Origin of the sequence: Nocardia vinacea NBRC 16497, from assembly GCF_000308835.1 — a bacterium.
GTDB classification, from domain to species: Bacteria; Actinomycetota; Actinomycetes; order Mycobacteriales; family Mycobacteriaceae; genus Nocardia; species Nocardia vinacea.
Genome location: NZ_BAGN01000235.1, coordinates 1 through 15,812, shown reverse-complemented (window position 1 = coordinate 15,812; position 15,812 = coordinate 1). Strand labels below are relative to the sequence as shown.

The 15,812-nt window shown below is 66.1% G+C and carries 15 protein-coding genes; 8 read left to right on the top strand and 7 right to left on the bottom strand.

Translation table 11 applies throughout. The features are described from left to right. Positions 1-329: 329 nt before the first annotated feature. Both ON44_RS32935 and ON44_RS32930 read right to left on the bottom strand, forming a co-directional pair. Positions 330-1,337, bottom strand: a complete 1,008-nt coding sequence (locus ON44_RS32935) for an alpha/beta fold hydrolase (RefSeq protein ID WP_040697626.1) — start codon at positions 1,335-1,337, stop codon at positions 330-332. A 410-nt stretch (positions 1,338-1,747) separates the two neighbouring features. Continuing rightward, entirely contained in the window at positions 1,748-3,703 is a 1,956-nt protein-coding gene (locus tag ON44_RS32930) for an acyl-CoA dehydrogenase family protein (protein ID WP_040697636.1), read from the bottom strand. Positions 3,704-3,979: 276 nt separating this feature from the next. On the opposite strand from ON44_RS32930, the gene ON44_RS32925 reads away from it, so the two are divergent. The 4 genes from ON44_RS32925 to ON44_RS32920 all read left to right on the top strand — a co-directional run bounded on the left by ON44_RS32925 (position 3,980) and on the right by ON44_RS32920 (position 6,179). Further along, entirely contained in the window at positions 3,980-4,609 is a 630-nt protein-coding gene (locus ON44_RS32925) for a serine/threonine-protein kinase (protein WP_157187379.1), read from the top strand. Continuing rightward, positions 4,501-5,349: a peptidoglycan-binding protein gene (locus ON44_RS47195; RefSeq protein ID WP_157187378.1), complete on the top strand. Its 849-nt coding sequence runs from the start codon at positions 4,501-4,503 to the stop codon at positions 5,347-5,349. The genes ON44_RS32925 and ON44_RS47195 overlap by 109 nt, the downstream gene beginning before the upstream one ends. Beyond that, positions 5,331-5,510 carry a hypothetical protein gene (locus tag ON44_RS50670; RefSeq protein ID WP_157187377.1) on the top strand — a complete coding sequence of 60 codons (180 nt, stop codon included), beginning with the start codon at positions 5,331-5,333 and terminating at the stop codon, positions 5,508-5,510. Before ON44_RS47195 ends, ON44_RS50670 begins: the two co-directional genes overlap by 19 nt. A gap of 231 nt (positions 5,511-5,741) precedes the next feature. Further along, positions 5,742-6,179, top strand: a complete 438-nt coding sequence (locus ON44_RS32920; RefSeq protein WP_040697623.1) for a peptidoglycan-binding domain-containing protein — start codon at positions 5,742-5,744, stop codon at positions 6,177-6,179. 9 nt (positions 6,180-6,188) lie between these two features. Here the strand turns inward: ON44_RS32920 and ON44_RS32915 are convergent, their stop codons facing one another. After that, a complete protein-coding gene (locus ON44_RS32915; RefSeq protein ID WP_040697620.1) occupies positions 6,189-7,370 on the bottom strand; it encodes an ATP-binding protein in 1,182 nt (393 codons plus the stop codon). Between the two features lie 93 nt (positions 7,371-7,463). Between ON44_RS32915 and ON44_RS32910 the strand changes: the two genes are divergently transcribed. The 3 genes from ON44_RS32910 (at position 7,464) to ON44_RS32900 (ending at position 9,268) form a co-directional block, all read left to right on the top strand. Continuing rightward, positions 7,464-7,730, top strand: a complete 267-nt coding sequence (locus tag ON44_RS32910) for a hypothetical protein (protein WP_040697617.1) — start codon at positions 7,464-7,466, stop codon at positions 7,728-7,730. A 459-nt stretch (positions 7,731-8,189) separates the two neighbouring features. After that, the gene (locus tag ON44_RS32905) at positions 8,190-8,792 is read left to right on the top strand and encodes a C40 family peptidase (protein WP_040697634.1); all 603 of its coding nucleotides are present in this window, start codon (positions 8,190-8,192) and stop codon (positions 8,790-8,792) included. A gap of 53 nt (positions 8,793-8,845) precedes the next feature. Continuing rightward, positions 8,846-9,268, top strand: coding sequence for an RNA-binding S4 domain-containing protein (locus ON44_RS32900; RefSeq protein WP_245567434.1), 423 nt, complete (start codon positions 8,846-8,848; stop codon positions 9,266-9,268). A gap of 28 nt (positions 9,269-9,296) precedes the next feature. Here the strand turns inward: ON44_RS32900 and ON44_RS32895 are convergent, their stop codons facing one another. From ON44_RS32895 to ON44_RS32880, 4 genes are read right to left on the bottom strand one after another with little or no spacing between them, the layout of a single operon-like run. Then, positions 9,297-10,433, bottom strand: a complete 1,137-nt coding sequence (locus tag ON44_RS32895; protein WP_040697615.1) for a cation:proton antiporter — start codon at positions 10,431-10,433, stop codon at positions 9,297-9,299. Then, positions 10,430-10,822, bottom strand: coding sequence for a hypothetical protein (locus ON44_RS32890; protein ID WP_040697614.1), 393 nt, complete (start codon positions 10,820-10,822; stop codon positions 10,430-10,432). The genes ON44_RS32895 and ON44_RS32890 overlap by 4 nt, the downstream gene beginning before the upstream one ends. A 56-nt stretch (positions 10,823-10,878) precedes the next feature. Continuing rightward, complete coding sequence (locus tag ON44_RS32885) at positions 10,879-12,558, bottom strand: fatty acyl-AMP ligase (protein ID WP_051182704.1); 1,680 nt, start codon at positions 12,556-12,558, stop codon at positions 10,879-10,881. Then, entirely contained in the window at positions 12,555-15,161 is a 2,607-nt protein-coding gene (locus ON44_RS32880; RefSeq protein WP_169338120.1) for an SDR family NAD(P)-dependent oxidoreductase, read from the bottom strand. The genes ON44_RS32885 and ON44_RS32880 overlap by 4 nt, the downstream gene beginning before the upstream one ends. Positions 15,162-15,543: 382 nt before the next feature. Here ON44_RS32880 and ON44_RS51400 point away from each other — a divergent pair. After that, a partial coding sequence (locus tag ON44_RS51400) for a hypothetical protein (RefSeq protein ID WP_218007665.1) occupies positions 15,544-15,812 on the top strand: 269 nt, incomplete at its 3' end.

Genomic DNA, 15,812 nt, shown 5'->3' with positions numbered 1-15,812 from the left:
CCGAATTGGCGTCGCCGTAGTGGGAGCGCAGTGCGCCGATGGATTGCCGGAGCTGGCCGACCGCGTAGCGCAGTTCCGCTATGTCGCTGCGTGTCATCGATACCTCCTGTGTTCCTTGGCGGACAGACGAACTCGATGGGTAGCGATTGGTTCCATGGTCTGCCTGGGAACGCGCTCTATCGAGTCGTGTGACTCACCACACAACGTGATCTTTAACACAGTACGTGAGGAATTCGATTTTGGCTCGTGGTGCCCACAATTTCGGTGGTTCGCCCGAATGTTGCCAAGAGTTGGCTACCGGCCTGTTGTGAGATCCGACGAACGGTTCGTCAGCTGGCGGTGGCGTATTCGGGGCCGTGTCCGTGCATGGCGGTGATGGCCCGGTCGACCAGCGCGACGATGGACAGCGCCACCTCCTCGGCCCGCTCCAGATGCACGCTGTGCCCCGCGCCCTCGAGCCGGACCAACTCCGAGCCCGCCAGTTGCGAGGCGAGTACCACCGAATGTGCGAAGGGCACAACGATGTCTGCCGAACCGGCCAGCACCAGCGCCGGAATGCCGCCGAGGTGGTGCAGCGACGCGGACTCGTCGAAGGTCATCAGCGAGGCAAGGAAGCTCGACATGGTGAGCAGCGGGGTGTCGTTCATCATCGCCGCGGCCACGGCGACCACGCGCGGATTCGTCCGCCTGGTGCCCATATTCGCCTCGCGGGCGATCGGCTCGAAGATCCGGCTGGAAAGACGCTTCGAGGCCTGCATGAATCGGGGCGCCCGCAGCACCGCGAGCTGCAACGAGTTCACCGCTCGCCGATTCAGGAAACGGCCGAGCCCGACCTCGGTGATGCCATTGGCCGCACCTGCGATGAGGCCGACGCCGACCACCCGGGTGCCGATGGTCGCCGGGAACAGCCGGGCGTAGGCAAGGGTGACCATCGCGCCCATCGAATGTCCGATGAGGATGATCGGGCCGGTCGGCACGACCGACCGCAGCACGGCATCGAGGTCGTGGCCGAGTTGCTCGATGGTGTAGGTCGAGGGATGCGCAACGCCGGATTCGCCATGTCCGCGGTGGTCGTAAAAGACCATCCGTATGTCCGAGCTGCTGTACTTACCCGCCCCGCCGGCTTCGCCGGCCGCCATCCCCCATTGCCGCAACAGTTGATCGCGCAGGAATGACCAGGACTCGGCCCGCAGGCAGTGACCGTGCGCGAAGACGACGGTCAGTTGAGCATCGTCGGTGCCGAAGGTGCGGACCGCGATCGGGGTGCCGTCGTCGGCCGATACCGTGATCCGGTGGCCGTCGTGGTCGGCGGCGCGGCGGGCAGTCGTCGTGGACATGACGATTCTCCTGTGTCTGGTAGGACACCCGGTTCGGAGCGTTCTTGCCCGGTTGTCGGGCGGAATTCCCGCCCTGTTAGCGCGCCATACCGTCCGTTATGTACGCGTTGTCCAACTGACGCCGCTGATCGACCTGGCCCCGGGCGCGCGAGCCCGAGGATCGGTAAATCTATGAATGGATAGGTCAGGCGCTAGATTCCGGTAGACATCCATGATCGACCCGCGGCATTGCCGTCTATCGGGTAATCGATCGGATCTCCTAGAGTCCGCTAGAAATTGTTATGGGACCGTAACCATACGTCGAGTATCGGAAATATGTCTATATCTAGAAATTTTCCGAGATATCTGAATACTCATCACGCGACGAGCCGTCACCCACGCATGGGTGACGGCTCGTCGCGGTTCCGCGCCTAGGTGCCCGCGTGGCTGCGGGTCGACGGGAGGAATGGTCGCAGCAGGTTGGTCTCGGTCGACGGACCCATCTGCCATTCGGCGATCCACGGTCCGGTGCCCTCGCTCGGATCGAAGATGCCATCCTCGAGCCACTCGTAGCGGCCGTCGAGGACGTGGCGGGTGAGGGTGCGATCGTCGTCATCGGTGTTGTCCCACAGCGCGTCGAACAACTTCTTCACCCGGATTCGCGACTGCCTGCTGAAGGTATCGGCCAATTCCTCGGCGGCCTTGGCCTCCGGCGCGCCCGCGGTCCGCAGTGCCTGCGCGCGCACGCAGGCGGCCGAGATCGCGAACAACTCCGCGCCGATATCGACGATGCGACCGAGGAAGTTCTGCCGGTATTCCAGTCCGGCCTGCCAGCGCGCCATTGCGTACATCAGCGATCTGGCCTGCTTGCGGGCGTTGCGCTCGACGAAGCGCAAATGCCGTGCCAGCGGCCCGAATTCGGCATAGGTCGCGGGCACCGTGCCCGCGCCGACCGCCAGCTGCGGGAACCACTTGGCATAGAAACCGCCCGCGCCGACCGCGGCCTTGGCCTTGGCCTTGAACTCGGCGTTCCGATCGACGAGCGCACCAGCCGCGGCCATGTGGGCATCGGCCATCTCCCTGGCGATCAGCAGTCGCATGATTTCGCTGGAGCCCTCGAAGATGCGGTTGATCCGCAGATCGCGGACCAACTGTTCGGCCCCGACCGCGCGCTCGCCGCGCGCCCGCAGCGACGCCGCCGTCTCGTAGCCGCGCCCGCCGCGGATCTGCACGAGTTCGTCCGCGATCTGGCAGCTCATTTCGCTGGCCCAGAGCTTGGCCAGGGCGGCCTCGATGCGGATATCGTTGCGGGCCTCGTCGCACATGGTGGCCGAAAGGTCGAGCGCGGCCTCGAGTGCGTAGGTGGTGGCGGCGATGAAGGAGATCTTCTCCCCGACCGCCGCGTGCTCGCCGACCGGCCGACCCCACTGCACCCGCTGCGTGCACCACTGCCTGGCGATCTTCAGCGACCATTTCGAGGCGGCCGTACACAGCGCCGGGATGGCGAGGCGACCAGCATTCAGCGTGGTCAGCGCGATTTTCAGGCCGTCGCCCTCGCGACCGACCAGATTGCGTTTGGGTACCCGGACATTGTGCAGCCGCGTGACACCGTTCTCGATGCCGTGCAGACCCATGAACGAATTGCGCCGCTCCACGGTGATGCCGGGCGAATCGGCCTCCACGATGAAGGCCGAGATGCCGCCGCGGTGGCCCTCGCTCTTGGGAATCCGGGCCATGACCACCAGCAGTTCGGCGACCACGCCATTGGTGGTCCACAGCTTCACGCCGTTGATCTCATAGGCCTCGCCGTCCGCGGTCGGGGTCGCGGTGCTGGCCATGCGGGCCGGATCGGAGCCGACATCGGGCTCGGTGAGCAGGAACGCGCTGACCGCGCCCGCCGCGCAGCGGGGCAGGAATTCGGCCTTCTGCTCCGGTGTGCCCGCCAGCTTCAGCGGTTCGGGCACGCCGATCGACTGGTGTGCCGAAAGCAGGACCCCGAGGCTCGGGTGCGCGGACCCGACCAGCATCAGGGCCCGGTTGTAGCCGACCTGGGACAGGCCCTGGCCGCCGTACTCTTCCGGGATCTTCAGGCCGAAGCAGCCGAGTTCGGCCAGACCCTTGACGTACTCGTCCGGAATCTTGGACTCCGCCTCGATGACGCTGCCGTCGAGCGATTCGCAGAACGGCCGCAGCCGGGCCAGGTAGGCCTCGGTGCGCGCGGCGTCCTCGTCGCTGGGCTGGGGATAGGGGTGGATCAGATCGAGCCGGAATCGTCCCAGAAACATCTCCTTGGCGAACGATGGTTTGGCCCAACTGGTTTCGCGGGACTCCTCGACCAGTGCGCGGGCCTGTTCTTCGGTGGCGTCGACTTTCGCGGCAGTCGCCATGATGTCCTCCTCGGACGTGATCAGGATCACATAAGAGTGTAGGAGGGTTTGTTACCGGCCGGTAGATGTCGAGGTAGAGCGTTATCTATCAATCGCTAATAATCTTGATAGACAGGCAAATGGGGCGTAGCGATTGCTTGCAGGTCGCTCGAAAAGGTCAGCTGACCCTTGCCGTGCGCCGGGGCGCGGGAGTTTTCTTGATACCGAGCCGCGGATGTGGGGTAGTGGGCTGAAATGCGCCAGACGACGTGGCCTTTATTCCCTTGGAGGGGAGGGGTGTTGTTACGGCCGGGGCAGGTGTTCGCGGGGTATTCGATCGTGCGGCCACTCGGTTCCGGTGGGATGGGCGCGGTCTATCTCGCCGAGGATCCGGTACTGCCGCGGCAGGTGGCGCTGAAGGTGCTGGCCGAGCAACTCGGCGCCAACCATCGTTATCGCAGCATCTTCCGGCGTGAGGCCGATCTGGTGTGTCGCCTGGACCATCCGAATGTCGTCTCGGTCTACAACCGGGGCGAGGAGAGTGACGCCCTGTGGATGGCGATGCAGTATGTCGACGGCACCGACGCGGGCGAACTCATGCACAAAGAACCCGGCGGATTGGCGCCGAACCGGGCGGCGCGCATCGTGTGCGAGGCCGCGAAGGGGCTGCATCACGCGCATGAGCAGAATCTGCTGCACCGCGATGTCAAACCGTCGAACATCCTGGTCGCCGACGGTGCCGACGGTGAACGCGTGCTTGTCGCCGATTTCGGGCTGGCCCGTACCGTCGAGGATGCCGCGACGGTCACCGAAACCGGTTGGCGCGCTGCACTCCCGCATTCGCCGCGCCGGAGGTGCTGCGCGGTCTCGCGGTCGATCGTCGGGCGGATATCTATTCCCTCGGCGCCACCCTGTTGGCGCTGCTGACCGGCGCGAATCCGAATGGGGGTGCACCGTCGCCCGCAGGCACCCGAACGGTGCGGGATACGCTCGCGCCGACTCGAGTGCGTCCTGATGTGCCGCCGGCGCTGGAAGAGGTCATCGCGCGGGCGATGGCGGTGGAGCCGGAGCGGCGGTATCAGACCTGTGTGGAATTCGCGCGGGCCGTCGAACTGGCGGTCAGCGATACCGAACGCCGGCCACACCGGTGGGGGTTGTCCGGCCGGGTTCGTCGTCCGCGCGGCGGCGTCGCCGCACTCGGGGCGATCGCCGTTGTTGTCGTGGCAGCAGTGATGACCGCTGTCTGGCCGACTTCGCATCGATCCGATGGCGCGACCCCCACGACGGTGCCGCAGACGAGCGCTGCGAAGACGGGCCTGCTGCGATGCTATTGGCGGGTTCGGGTACCGATCGGCACCGACTTCTATCTCGAATTGCCCAGCGGGGCAGCCGATCACGACGATTCGCGTTGCGCGCTCAATGACGGCGATCGCGGCGATTCAGTGATGGTCTTGCGGCAGGCGCTGACGATGTGCCACGGCATCGAACTGGATGCGACGACGGTGTACGACACCCCGATGAAGCGCGCCATTCGGCATCTGCAGGTCGACCACGGCGCCGCGGTCGACGGCATCTACGGACCGGAGACGAGGGCAAAAGCCATCCAGTGGCCGGTATTTCGGGTCGCCGACGGTGCCTTCGACGGCCGATGCGTACCGGCGCCATGACACCCGGTGCCGGTACGCCGGTGGATGTGCGCATCCTCGGTCCGGTCCGGTGGTACGTCTCGGGTCGCCCGCTCGCCGCCGGCCGTGCCGCCGAGGTCATCGGGGAGTTGCGCGCACTGACCGCACGTCATCCGCTGCGCGAACCCTATGGGCCCAACTGATCACGGTGCTGTACGAATCGGAGCGCGACGGCGATGCGCTCGAAGCAAATCGGGCCGCGCTGGTGCACGGGGACCGCATCCGGATCGGGTCGGTGACACTCGAGGTGCGGCGGCCGCTGGCCTGAGCTGTGCCGTGAGTACTTCGTTGGTCGGTCATTGGTCGCGGTTCCTAACTTGGCGCTACCAGCTTCGCCAGCAGGGGTGAAGCTTTCGCGCACCACGAGGAACATCATGTACGCAGCACAGCTTTCCGGCGCTCATCGGATTCGCCGGGCGATTGCCGCGGCGGCCATCGGGGTCGCGGCGGTGGCCGGAACCGCCGCCATCGCCGCGCCCGCGCACGCCGAGGTCCAGTACCCGGCGTCGGTCAGTCAGTGTCTTGCGGCCAAACCGACATTGAAGGAGGGGGTGCGCAATCAGGGCCCCTGTGTGGCGGCGGTGCAGGCATTCCTCACCTACAGCTATGGAAACGGCCAGGTCGATGTCGACGGTAAGTTCGGCCCGAAGACCAAGGCTGCGGTGCGGAACTTTCAACGGGCCGTTGGCATTTACGACGACGGAGTGGTCGGTCCCGCCACCTGGCGGTCGCTGCAGAATGCCTGCACCGCACAGGGGAAGTCGCTGGAGGGGAATTGCGACTACCGTTATCCACTTCCGCTGCCGCTCTGAGTCTTTCGGCTACACGCTGCGCAGATAGCGACCGAAGTGCGGCACCGTGAACCCGATGGTGCCGCGCTCGGCCGAATAGATCAGTCCCTTCTTGATCAAACCGTCGCGGGCCGGTGACAGCGAGGCGGGTTTGCGACCGAGTTCATTGGCCACCGCCGCGGTCGGCACCGGACCGTCATCGCCCGCCAAATCGGCCATGGCGCGCATATATTCGCGTTCGGCGGGGGTGGCTCGCTCGTATCGGGAGCCGAAGAATCCGACGGCCAGTTCCTCTTCGGCGCTCGGTGCCGCCACCTCGACATCCTCGGCGGTGATCGGGCTCTCCGGCGCCTGATCCCAGGCGGCCTTGCCGTAGGCCTGCACGAAATACGGATAGCCATCCGCCCTCTGGTACAGGGCATCCAGCGCTTCCTCGGTGAACTTCACCTCTTCGCGCTCGGCCGGTGCGATGAGGGCTTGATCCGCCGATTCGCGGTCCAGCCGGTCGATGCGGTGGTAGCTGAACAGTCGCTCGGAGTAGCTCTTCGAGGCGGACAGCACCGCGGGTAGGTGCGGCAGCCCGGCGCCGACCACGATCAAAGGTGCGGTGTCCTGGCTCAATTCGTGACAGGCGCCGCAGATCGCGGAGATATCGGCGGGACCGAGATCCTGCATTTCGTCGATGAAGACCGCGATGCCGACGTTGATATCGCTGGCCAGTGCGGCCGCCTCCTTGAGCAGTTCGATCAGATCGATCTCGATATCGCCGGAGTCGGCGCGACCGGTGACCGCGGGCACGTCGATACCGGGCTGCCAGCGATCCCGCATGCCCTTATCGGCGGTGGAGCGCAGCGCGAAAGCCTTGAGTATGCCGAGGAAGTCGTCGACGCGTTCCTGGTTGCGGTGTGCCATGGCGATGGCGCGGACGGCCATATGCAGCGCGGACGACAGCGGGCGGCGCAGTTCCTGATCCGGGCGGGCCTCGATTTTGCCTGTGCCCCAACCGCGCGAGCCCGCGGCAGAGCGAAGTTGGTTGAGCAGCACGGTCTTTCCGACACCGCGCAATCCGGTGAGCATGACGCTGCGTTCCGGCCGACCGCGCGCGATCCGCTCCAGCACAATGTCGAAAGCCTTGAGTTGCTTATCGCGCCCGGCCAATTCGGGTGGGCGCTGTCCGGCTCCGGGAGCATACGGATTCCGCACGGGGTCCATGCCCAGACACCGTAGCGCGTTTCGTCAGCCGAATCTGGCCATATATACGGCGTGTCCTAGATATTGCTAGCAAACTGTCGCATGCTGAGGGGCATGCCAACGGAACCACTCCCGACCCTCGCCGAGTTGGTCGAATCCTGGAAAGTTCCCGCCGAAGCCCCTGTGGCCGGCCACATCCGGTCCAACATTCTGGAGGCGATCGAAGGCGGCCTCGACGATCCGCAACTCGTCGCGGATATCGCGGTGGGGCCGCTGGTGGTGGCGCTCGGTCGGCTGGAGGTCGGCTTGGCCGATGCGCAGCGGCGGATCGATGAGCTGGAGCGGGCACTCGGTCAGCGGAGTGCCGGATCCGACGGGTAGCAGTCGGTGGATCGCGAATCCGGTGGGTGCAGTGTTGCTTCCGATCGGGACCGGTTCGATAACACGCGGGGCGCCGCCGATACCGTGTCGTGACCATCTGGGCGTGTCGCAATTGCGCCGCTCGTCCTGGGGTTTTTCGATCATCCGCGAAGAGGCTGGTCTGTGCGCTGGACAACACCGCGTCCTCGCCGTAATCTCTTCGTGACCCAGTGGAGTCTGTCGGTTCGGAAGAGAAGCGGCGCCACTGAGTTACCGCCAAAACGGCTGTCGGGGCCACCAATTCCGGCTGCCGTACCGGGACCCAGAGATTCAACTGGGAGTTGGGGCCGTTCTGCCGGTCCGAACCGACAGCTGACCCGGTCGGCGGGAGAGCAGAAAGATCGGAGACTCGGCTCGGTGGGTAAACACAGCTTGCAGCGGGAATCGCGGCTACCGAATTCCGTCAAGGGTGCGCTCGTCATGGGCGCGGTCGCCGCATCTACTGGTGCGATGCCGGCAATCCCCGCGATGGCAGCCACCATCAACATCCCGGGCATCGGCGATTTCGACGTTCCGGTTCCGCAGGAATTCGACCAGCAGGCCCAGGATCTGGGTAAGCAGCTCACCCAGGCACTCGCCTCGATGCCCGCCGCGCCCGCCCCGGAGGCCATTGCCCCGCAGGCCGCGCCGTCGCTCCCCGGCTTGTTCGCCCCGGCCATGCCGCAGATGTTCCACAACACCGCCAGTGACATCGCGCTGGACGCCGCCAAGAGCAAGGTCGGCGCGCAGTATTCCTGGGGTGCTTCCGGACCGTTCAGCTTCGACTGCTCGGGACTGGTCCAGTGGGCCTACAAGCAGGCCGGAATCGAACTGCCGCGCACCAGCTTCGAACAGTCGCACGTCGGCGCTCCGGTCGCCTTCGAGGACCTGCAGCCCGGCGATATCGTGGTGACCAACGGCGGCGGCCACGTCGGCCTGTACGCGGGCGACGGCAAGCTGCTCAATGCGGTCCAGTCCGGTCAGCCGGTGTCCTACACCCCCCTGCGTCCCGACATGGTTGTGACGGCACGCCGTATGGTCTAAGGGTGGCATCCGCCCAACCGACTACCAAGAACACCGCCCCGACCCAGGCCCGCGTGGACTCCTGGACGTGGGCGGTGCGTCTTTTCAAGACCAGGTCTGCGGCTGCGGCTGCCTGTCGCGGCGGCCACGTCCGGGTGAATGGTGTTGCGGCCAAACCGGCCCAACCGGTTCGCCCCGGTGACGAGGTCCGCGTCCGAGCAGGTGGCGTCGAACGCATTGTCATTGTGGAGCGCGTTATCACCAAGCGCGTCGGCCCCCCGATCGCCGCACAGTGTTTGATCGACCGCAGCCCTCCACCGCCACCTCGGGAGATTCTCGTGGCCATGCCGCGCCGCGACCGCGGCTCCGGTCGACCCACCAAGCGGGAACGTCGCGAGACGGACCGTCTACTCGGCTCCGCCGCCTCCCCGAATATTTTGCCGGTCGTCGGTGCCGAGCAACCGCCGTCGCGGGCCGGCCGTTCGGATTCTGGCTGAGTTTTGGGCGTGCCCGACGTGCTGGTGCTCAGTTCTTGCGAGCGCTGACGGTTGCGATTCGGCCGGCCGCTAGTGCGGCGGCGGCGATCGTGCACAGGGCGCCGAGCATCATCGCGGATGCTTCGCCGGGCACCAAGACGCGTAGTTGCGAGCCGACGGTGACGGCGGCGACCGGGACGCCGACCTGGGCCGCCGCGAGGGTGCCGAAGGCGATCGGCTGTCCCGCGACACGGGTGCTCAGGTGCACCAGCACCGCGCCGATGCCGAGTGCGATGCCCAGTCCGATCAGCCGTGGGTGGTCACCGAATTCGCGCAGGTTGAGTCGGGCGCCCAGCCAGACGAAGAACAACGGGCCGAGGAAGCCGTCATTGATGGCGAAGAGTTGCCGGGCCACGCGCCGCGGCTCCCCGATTCCGGCGACCGCGAGTCCGGCGGCGAATCCCGCGAGCATGATCGACACCCGAGTCTGGGTTGCCAATGCGCACAAGGCGAACAGCACCGCGAGACTGACCCGCAGTTCCAGGGCGAATGCGCGCTTCTCGGACAGTCGATGCACTCGTCGCCGCCGACCCGACAGCTCCAGCTTGCGCAGCATCAGGAACAGCACAGTGGCGGCCGCCGCCACCGCGACGGCGCCGAGTGCCGCGCGGCCCGCATTCGCCGGATCGATCACCAGCGGCAGCGCCACCACGCAGGCGGTATCGGCGATCGCGACCTGGGCGGTGAGGGCAAGTACCGGCTTTCCCCGCAGACCGACCGAGTCGATGATCGGCAGCACCAGCGCGGCCGATGAGGACGCCATCAGCACCGCATAGATCGCACCGTGTCCGGTTGCGAACCAGCGGGCCAGCCCGAATCCGGCTGCGACGGCGAGCAATCCGACCAGGACGGCCCGGACCGCGCCCTTACCGAGTGCGGAGTGAACCGCCGGATCACGCACCGGGACATGGGTGCCCGCGACGAACATGACGACCGCGAAACCCATATCGGCGAGAAAGGTGAAGATCGGGTCGGTGGGGTGCAGGATGCCGAATCCGGTGGTGCCGAAGACAATGCCCGCGAGCAGTTCACCCAGGATCACCGGGATGTGCCGGCTCTGCCGCAGTGCGAGCAGCGGTCCGCACAGTCCGAGCGTGATGACCAGGGCGAGGGTTGCGAAGGTCATTGCGGCATGGCGGCTATCTTCGCCGGGATGGCGATATTCTCATCGGCCCAGTGGACGGCGCACACGCGGTGGTAACCATCGGCGATCACCATGGGCACGCCGGTGCGGAAGTCGCCGCGCACCAGCAGGATCGGCGATAGCGACTTGCGATTATTGATCTTGATGAGATCGCGGCGGACATACGGATTCTCGGCCGACACCAGTTCGAGTCCGGCTGCCCGCAGGATGTCCTTGGCCTTCTTGTGCACGACCGGTGCGGCGCGCAGGTCCGCGATCACCGCATCGACCACATCGGGTTCGGCGAGCAGCTCCAGATAGTCCGCGGCTGCCGGGTAGTCGTGTTCTTCCGGCTGGTCTTTCCACGTCACGGGGATAGTTGTGGTCGCCATTCGCCCATCATCGCGCCCGAGGTCGGCGAGCTGCGGGAGGTCGGCGGGTGTTTCCGTTATGGCTGGGTGAGGTGGCCCGCGCGGTAGAGCGCTCGGCATTCACCGCGGCGCAGTTTGCCGCTGGAGGTCTTCGGAATCCGGCCTGGTTCGACCAGGACGACGGCCCCCGGTGTCACCTCGTGGGCAGCTGCGATGGCATTGCGGATGCGGCGGGCCAGTTCCGCTGATCCGGTGGCCGCCGTGTCGGCGAGTTCGGCGACGACCACCAGATCCTCGCGGTGGCCGTTATCGTGGCCGAATGCGGTTACGTGGCCGACGCGCAGCTCGGGCGCGCAGTCCGAAACCGTGGATTCGATATCGGCCGGATAGTGGTTGCGGCCGTCGATGACGATGAGGTCCTCGAGCCGGCCCGCGATATAGAGCTGGCCCTCGTGCCAGAAGCCGAGATCGCCTGTGCGCAACCAGGATTCGTCACTTCCGGACAGGGTGGCCCAGAACGTCGCGGCGGTGGCGATCGGATTGTTGTAGTAACCGGCGCAGACATTGGGGCCGCAGACCCAGATCTCGCCGACGGTGCCCGCCGCGACCTCGGTGTGCTCGTCCGGCTCCACCACCACAACTCGCTGGCCAGCGGGAACGCCGCAGCCGACGAGTGGAACACCTTCCTGTGCGGTCTGTGCGCGGCCCTGTGCCAAGGCTGTTCGGTCGAATCGATGTGTGACGGGTTCGGTCGACTGATCGCATACTGTGACCGAGAGTGTGGCCTCGGCGAGGCCGAAGCCCGGTGTGTGGGCGTGGTGCCGGAATCCGTAAGGGGCAAAGGTTTCGGTGAAGGCGGTCAGGGCCTCGGTGCGGATCGGTTCGGCTCCGTTGAGGAGTGCGTCGAGGTGGGACAGGTCCAGGCCCGCGCGTTCGTCGCGGGTGGTTGCCGAGACCGCGAGGGTCAGGCCGAAATTGGGGCTGCCGGTGGTGCCGGCACGGTAGTCGCTGACAGCGCGCAGCCAGCGGATGGGGCGTTTCACGAATTCGGCCGGCGCCATGGTCACGCCGTGCACGCCGGAGTAGAGCGGCAGTGAAAGGGCCAGGATCAGGCCCATATCGTGGAAAAAAGGGAGCCAGGAGACGATGGGTTCGGTGCGAACCGCGGGCACTGCGGTCCACAATTGATCCAGTGCCGCAGCGAAATTCGCGTGCGTTACTTCGACACCGGCCGGGGTCTTGGTCGATCCGGAGGTGTACTGGAGATAGGCCGTCTCTGTTCGATCGATAACCGGGTCGGCTGCCGGGGTGGTTTCCGGTGCCAGTATCAGCACTCGGCCCAGGGCCGGACCGAAGATCTCGCTGGTAGTGGTGTCGGTCGCCGAGATCAGGCTCAACGCGGGTCGAGCATCGGCGAGTACACCTTCGAGTCGGGTCCGGTTTCTATCGCTTGTCGGCGGAAATAATGGCACCGCAATGCGATTTCCGTAGAGGCAGGCGAGAAAGGCTGTGACGTAGTCGATTCCGTGGGCACATAGGATCGCCACTCGATCGCCGGGATCGGTTGTTGCCCTGAGTCTTTGAGCCTGGGCGCCCGCCGCGTGATGCAGTTGTTCGTAGGTCAGTGTGACCGGAGTGCAATCCTGTCCGCGATAACGCAATTCGGTGTACGCATTGTCGTTGGGCTTGGTTCGTGCCCACTCGGCAACTCGGGCGGCCAGTGCATTGGGCCGCCGCGTCGTGTTCGGAGAAGTCACGGCACCCCATCGGATTTCGCGGCGGCGACTCGGTCGGCCAGGGCTGCGCCGAGTGCGGTGATGGTGGGGTGTTGGAACAGTTCGGCGGTCGAGATGCGGATATTGAGGTGGGTTTCGAGGTATCGGCGCATTTCTATGCCGAGCAGGGAGCTCAGGCCCAATTCGTTGAAATCGGCCTCCGGATCGACGTGGTCGGAGATCAGGTCGAGGGTGGCGGCGAGAGCGGTGCGGATGGTCGTGGTGAGTGGTTCGGTCGGCTGCGGTGGTATCGGGTTCGGCGGCGCGGGGGCTGTTATCGCTTGGTCGGTGAGCAGGTTTCGCAAGCGGGTGGCGACCGGGTCGGGATCGGTGGTCGGCGTGTAATCCAAGGCGAGCAGGTAGGGCTCGTTGTGATACATGGTCTGGGCGAGTAATTCGGTGCCGCGTGGGATATCGAATGCGGAAATTCCGGCGCGCCGCAGATGTACCGCAGCACCCGCGCTCTCGGCGAGGCCCGAATCCCATACGCCCCAGCCGATGCTCAGTACCCGCCGACCCGGGTGTCTGCGGGCGAGTGCGTCCATTGCGGCATTCGCGCTGGCGTAGGCGGCCTGTCCGGGTGCGCCCAGTGCACCGGTGGCCGAGGAGAACAGCAGCACGAAGTCGGTGGGATCGGTGGCGGTGAGCTCGATGAGGTTGTTCGCGGCGATGGGTTTCGGCGCGAACATGCGGGAGAGTTGCCGGGCGGTTACGGCCTCGAAAGCGGCGTCTTCGAGTGCGCCCGCCGCATGGACGACGCCACGGATGGTGGAACCGCATTCGCGAACATCGTCGAGCGCGTTGGCGAGATCGCTGCGGTCGGCGGCATCGCAGCGCACCACGACGATCCGGTCCTCGAGTCCGTCCAGGAGTACGGGCACCGGTCTGGGTGCGCGGGTGAGCACCACGACATCGTGGGCACCGGCATCGAGCAGCCAGCGCACCGCGACCGAACCGAGCGCACCCAATCCGCCGGTGACCACATAGGTGCCGTTGGGGTCGATCGGCGTTGGGGTGGTCGATCGGGGAGGGGTGGGGATGAAACGGCGTGCCGTGATGGCGTCGGCGGAGATGCGGAGCTCATCGGGGAGTGTGTGGGTGGTGGCGATGAGTTCTTGCAGCCGGGACACTGCGGACGGTGATGTATCGGTCCATACGAGCCGTACTTCGCGGCCCGATTCGAGCTGCAGCGATCGCACCAAACCGGCTACCGCCATCGGCACAATCGTTTGGTCCGGCGAGCTGTGCTGTCGACTCCTGGCGGACGGTTGGCGATCGGTCGCGGTGGGTTCTGGGAGGACGATTGTCAAAGATGCCGTGGTGTCCTCGGATTGGACGCGTTGAAGCAGATCCAGCACGCGTCCGGTTGTGGCGGTCGCACCGATCGCGGACTCGGTGTCGTGGCCGGTGTGAATCGCGCCGGATTCGGTGGGCCAGACCACGACGACTGCCGTGTTCCCGGTGCCGGTGCGCCCGGCGAGTACGGCGGAGACGATCGGACCGGCGGCATCCGGTTCGCGGGCGATGCGTTCGGTGGGCAGGGTGCGGTCGAGTGCTCTGGCGAGCCGGATGGCGAGCTGAGATTCGCCGATAACCAAGGCGCGCCGCGGATTCGTGGTTCTGTTGCGCTGGCCGTTGCTCGCGGCGTGGCGAAGGTACGGGATCCACGTTTCATGGCGGAAAGGGCCGACCTGCGTTGTGGATTCGACCGTCGCGAAACCTATGCGGACACCCGACAGCGCGAGCACGGGGACGCCGTGCTGATCGGTGCCGATGATGTCACCGGTCAGTCCGGTCGTCGATCGATCGCGCACGAGCGCATGGGCTTCCAACAGAACCAGGTCCGGTTCGGCGGACAGCCAGGCGGATTCGATGCCGATCGGCAGCGCAATGGCATCGGCGGGCAGGTGGTCCCAACTCGCGGCGGCGAGCAGATGCAGGCAGCTGTCGAGGGTCGCCGAGCGCTGCAGCGGGGCGGAATCGAACGACCCAACCGCACAATCGGGTCCGGCCTCGATATCGCGCAGCGCGCGGAAGCCGGGACCGTAGTCGAGTTGCCGCGCACGCAACGAGTCGTAGAAAACACCTGGCGTGAGCACTCGCATCCGCCGACGCGCGGCCCGATTTGCATCGACCACCCGCATCCATGCGACGATATCCCCGGGTGTGGGGTCACCGGCCAACCGTGCCGAAGCCAGCGTCCCGGCGCCTGTGACCTCCGCCTGCAACCTTCCAGCACCACCGGCTCGATAGGTGACAGCGGACAGTGCGGCAAGCCCGGTTCGCTCATGCACCACGAAATCGCTGATCGCCTGCCCGGCCCCAGCCAGGCCGATGAGCCTGAGCAGCCAGAAGACCGCGGGGACAGTCGGGACACCCTGCACCACATGATCGTGCAGATCGTCTGCGGGGAATTCGGATTCAGCGATGAAGACGCTGGATGCGCTCGAATCGACGGCATCTCGGCTGCAATTGATGTTGAAACCGCTGGTTGTGTTCGTGGCGAGGGTGTCTCGGCCGAGAGGGACGGTTGTGTTCCAGTAGTGGGCGTCGCCACCGATGCCGAAACCGGTGGCTGAGTCCACGCCCTGGGCATTTCTGCTGCGAATGGTGTCGCGTCCGGTGGTTGTGTTCGCGTCGAGGGTGTCTCGGCCGCGAGCAGGAGCGGGTCGGGCGGTTGTGTTCGAGTCGCGAGAGTCTTGGCCGCCACCAGTGCCGTGCCCGGCGGTCGTGTTCGCGTCCTGGGTATTTCGGCCGCGCGGAGCCTCGAGCTGGGTGGTCACGTTCGGGTCGTGCGTATCTCGACCGCTGCGGACGACATCGACTCCGATCCCTGCGCCGAAGTCGGAGACCGAGGAATCGTTGACAGTGTGGCCGTTGATAGCGGGATCGGCGGCACTGCGATGGGTGGTACCTGGTTCAGTCGCAGCGCCGCGGGTGGTGCTGGGTTCGGTGGTGGCGCCATAGGTGGTTTCGGGCTTGGTGCCGGCGTCGCTGGTGGTGCTGGGCTTGGTGCCGGCGTCGCTGGTGGTGCTGGGCTTGGTGCTGGCGTCGCTGGTGGTGCTGGGCTTGGTGCCGGCGTCGCTGGTGGTGCTGGGCTTGGTGCCGGCGTCGCCGGTGGTGCTGGGCTTGGTTGCAGCGCCGCGGATATCGCCGGATTTGGTTGCTGTGTTGCTGGCCGTGTGGGGTTCGGTGGCTGCGATGTATGACGTGCTGGGCTCGGTGGCAGCAACATT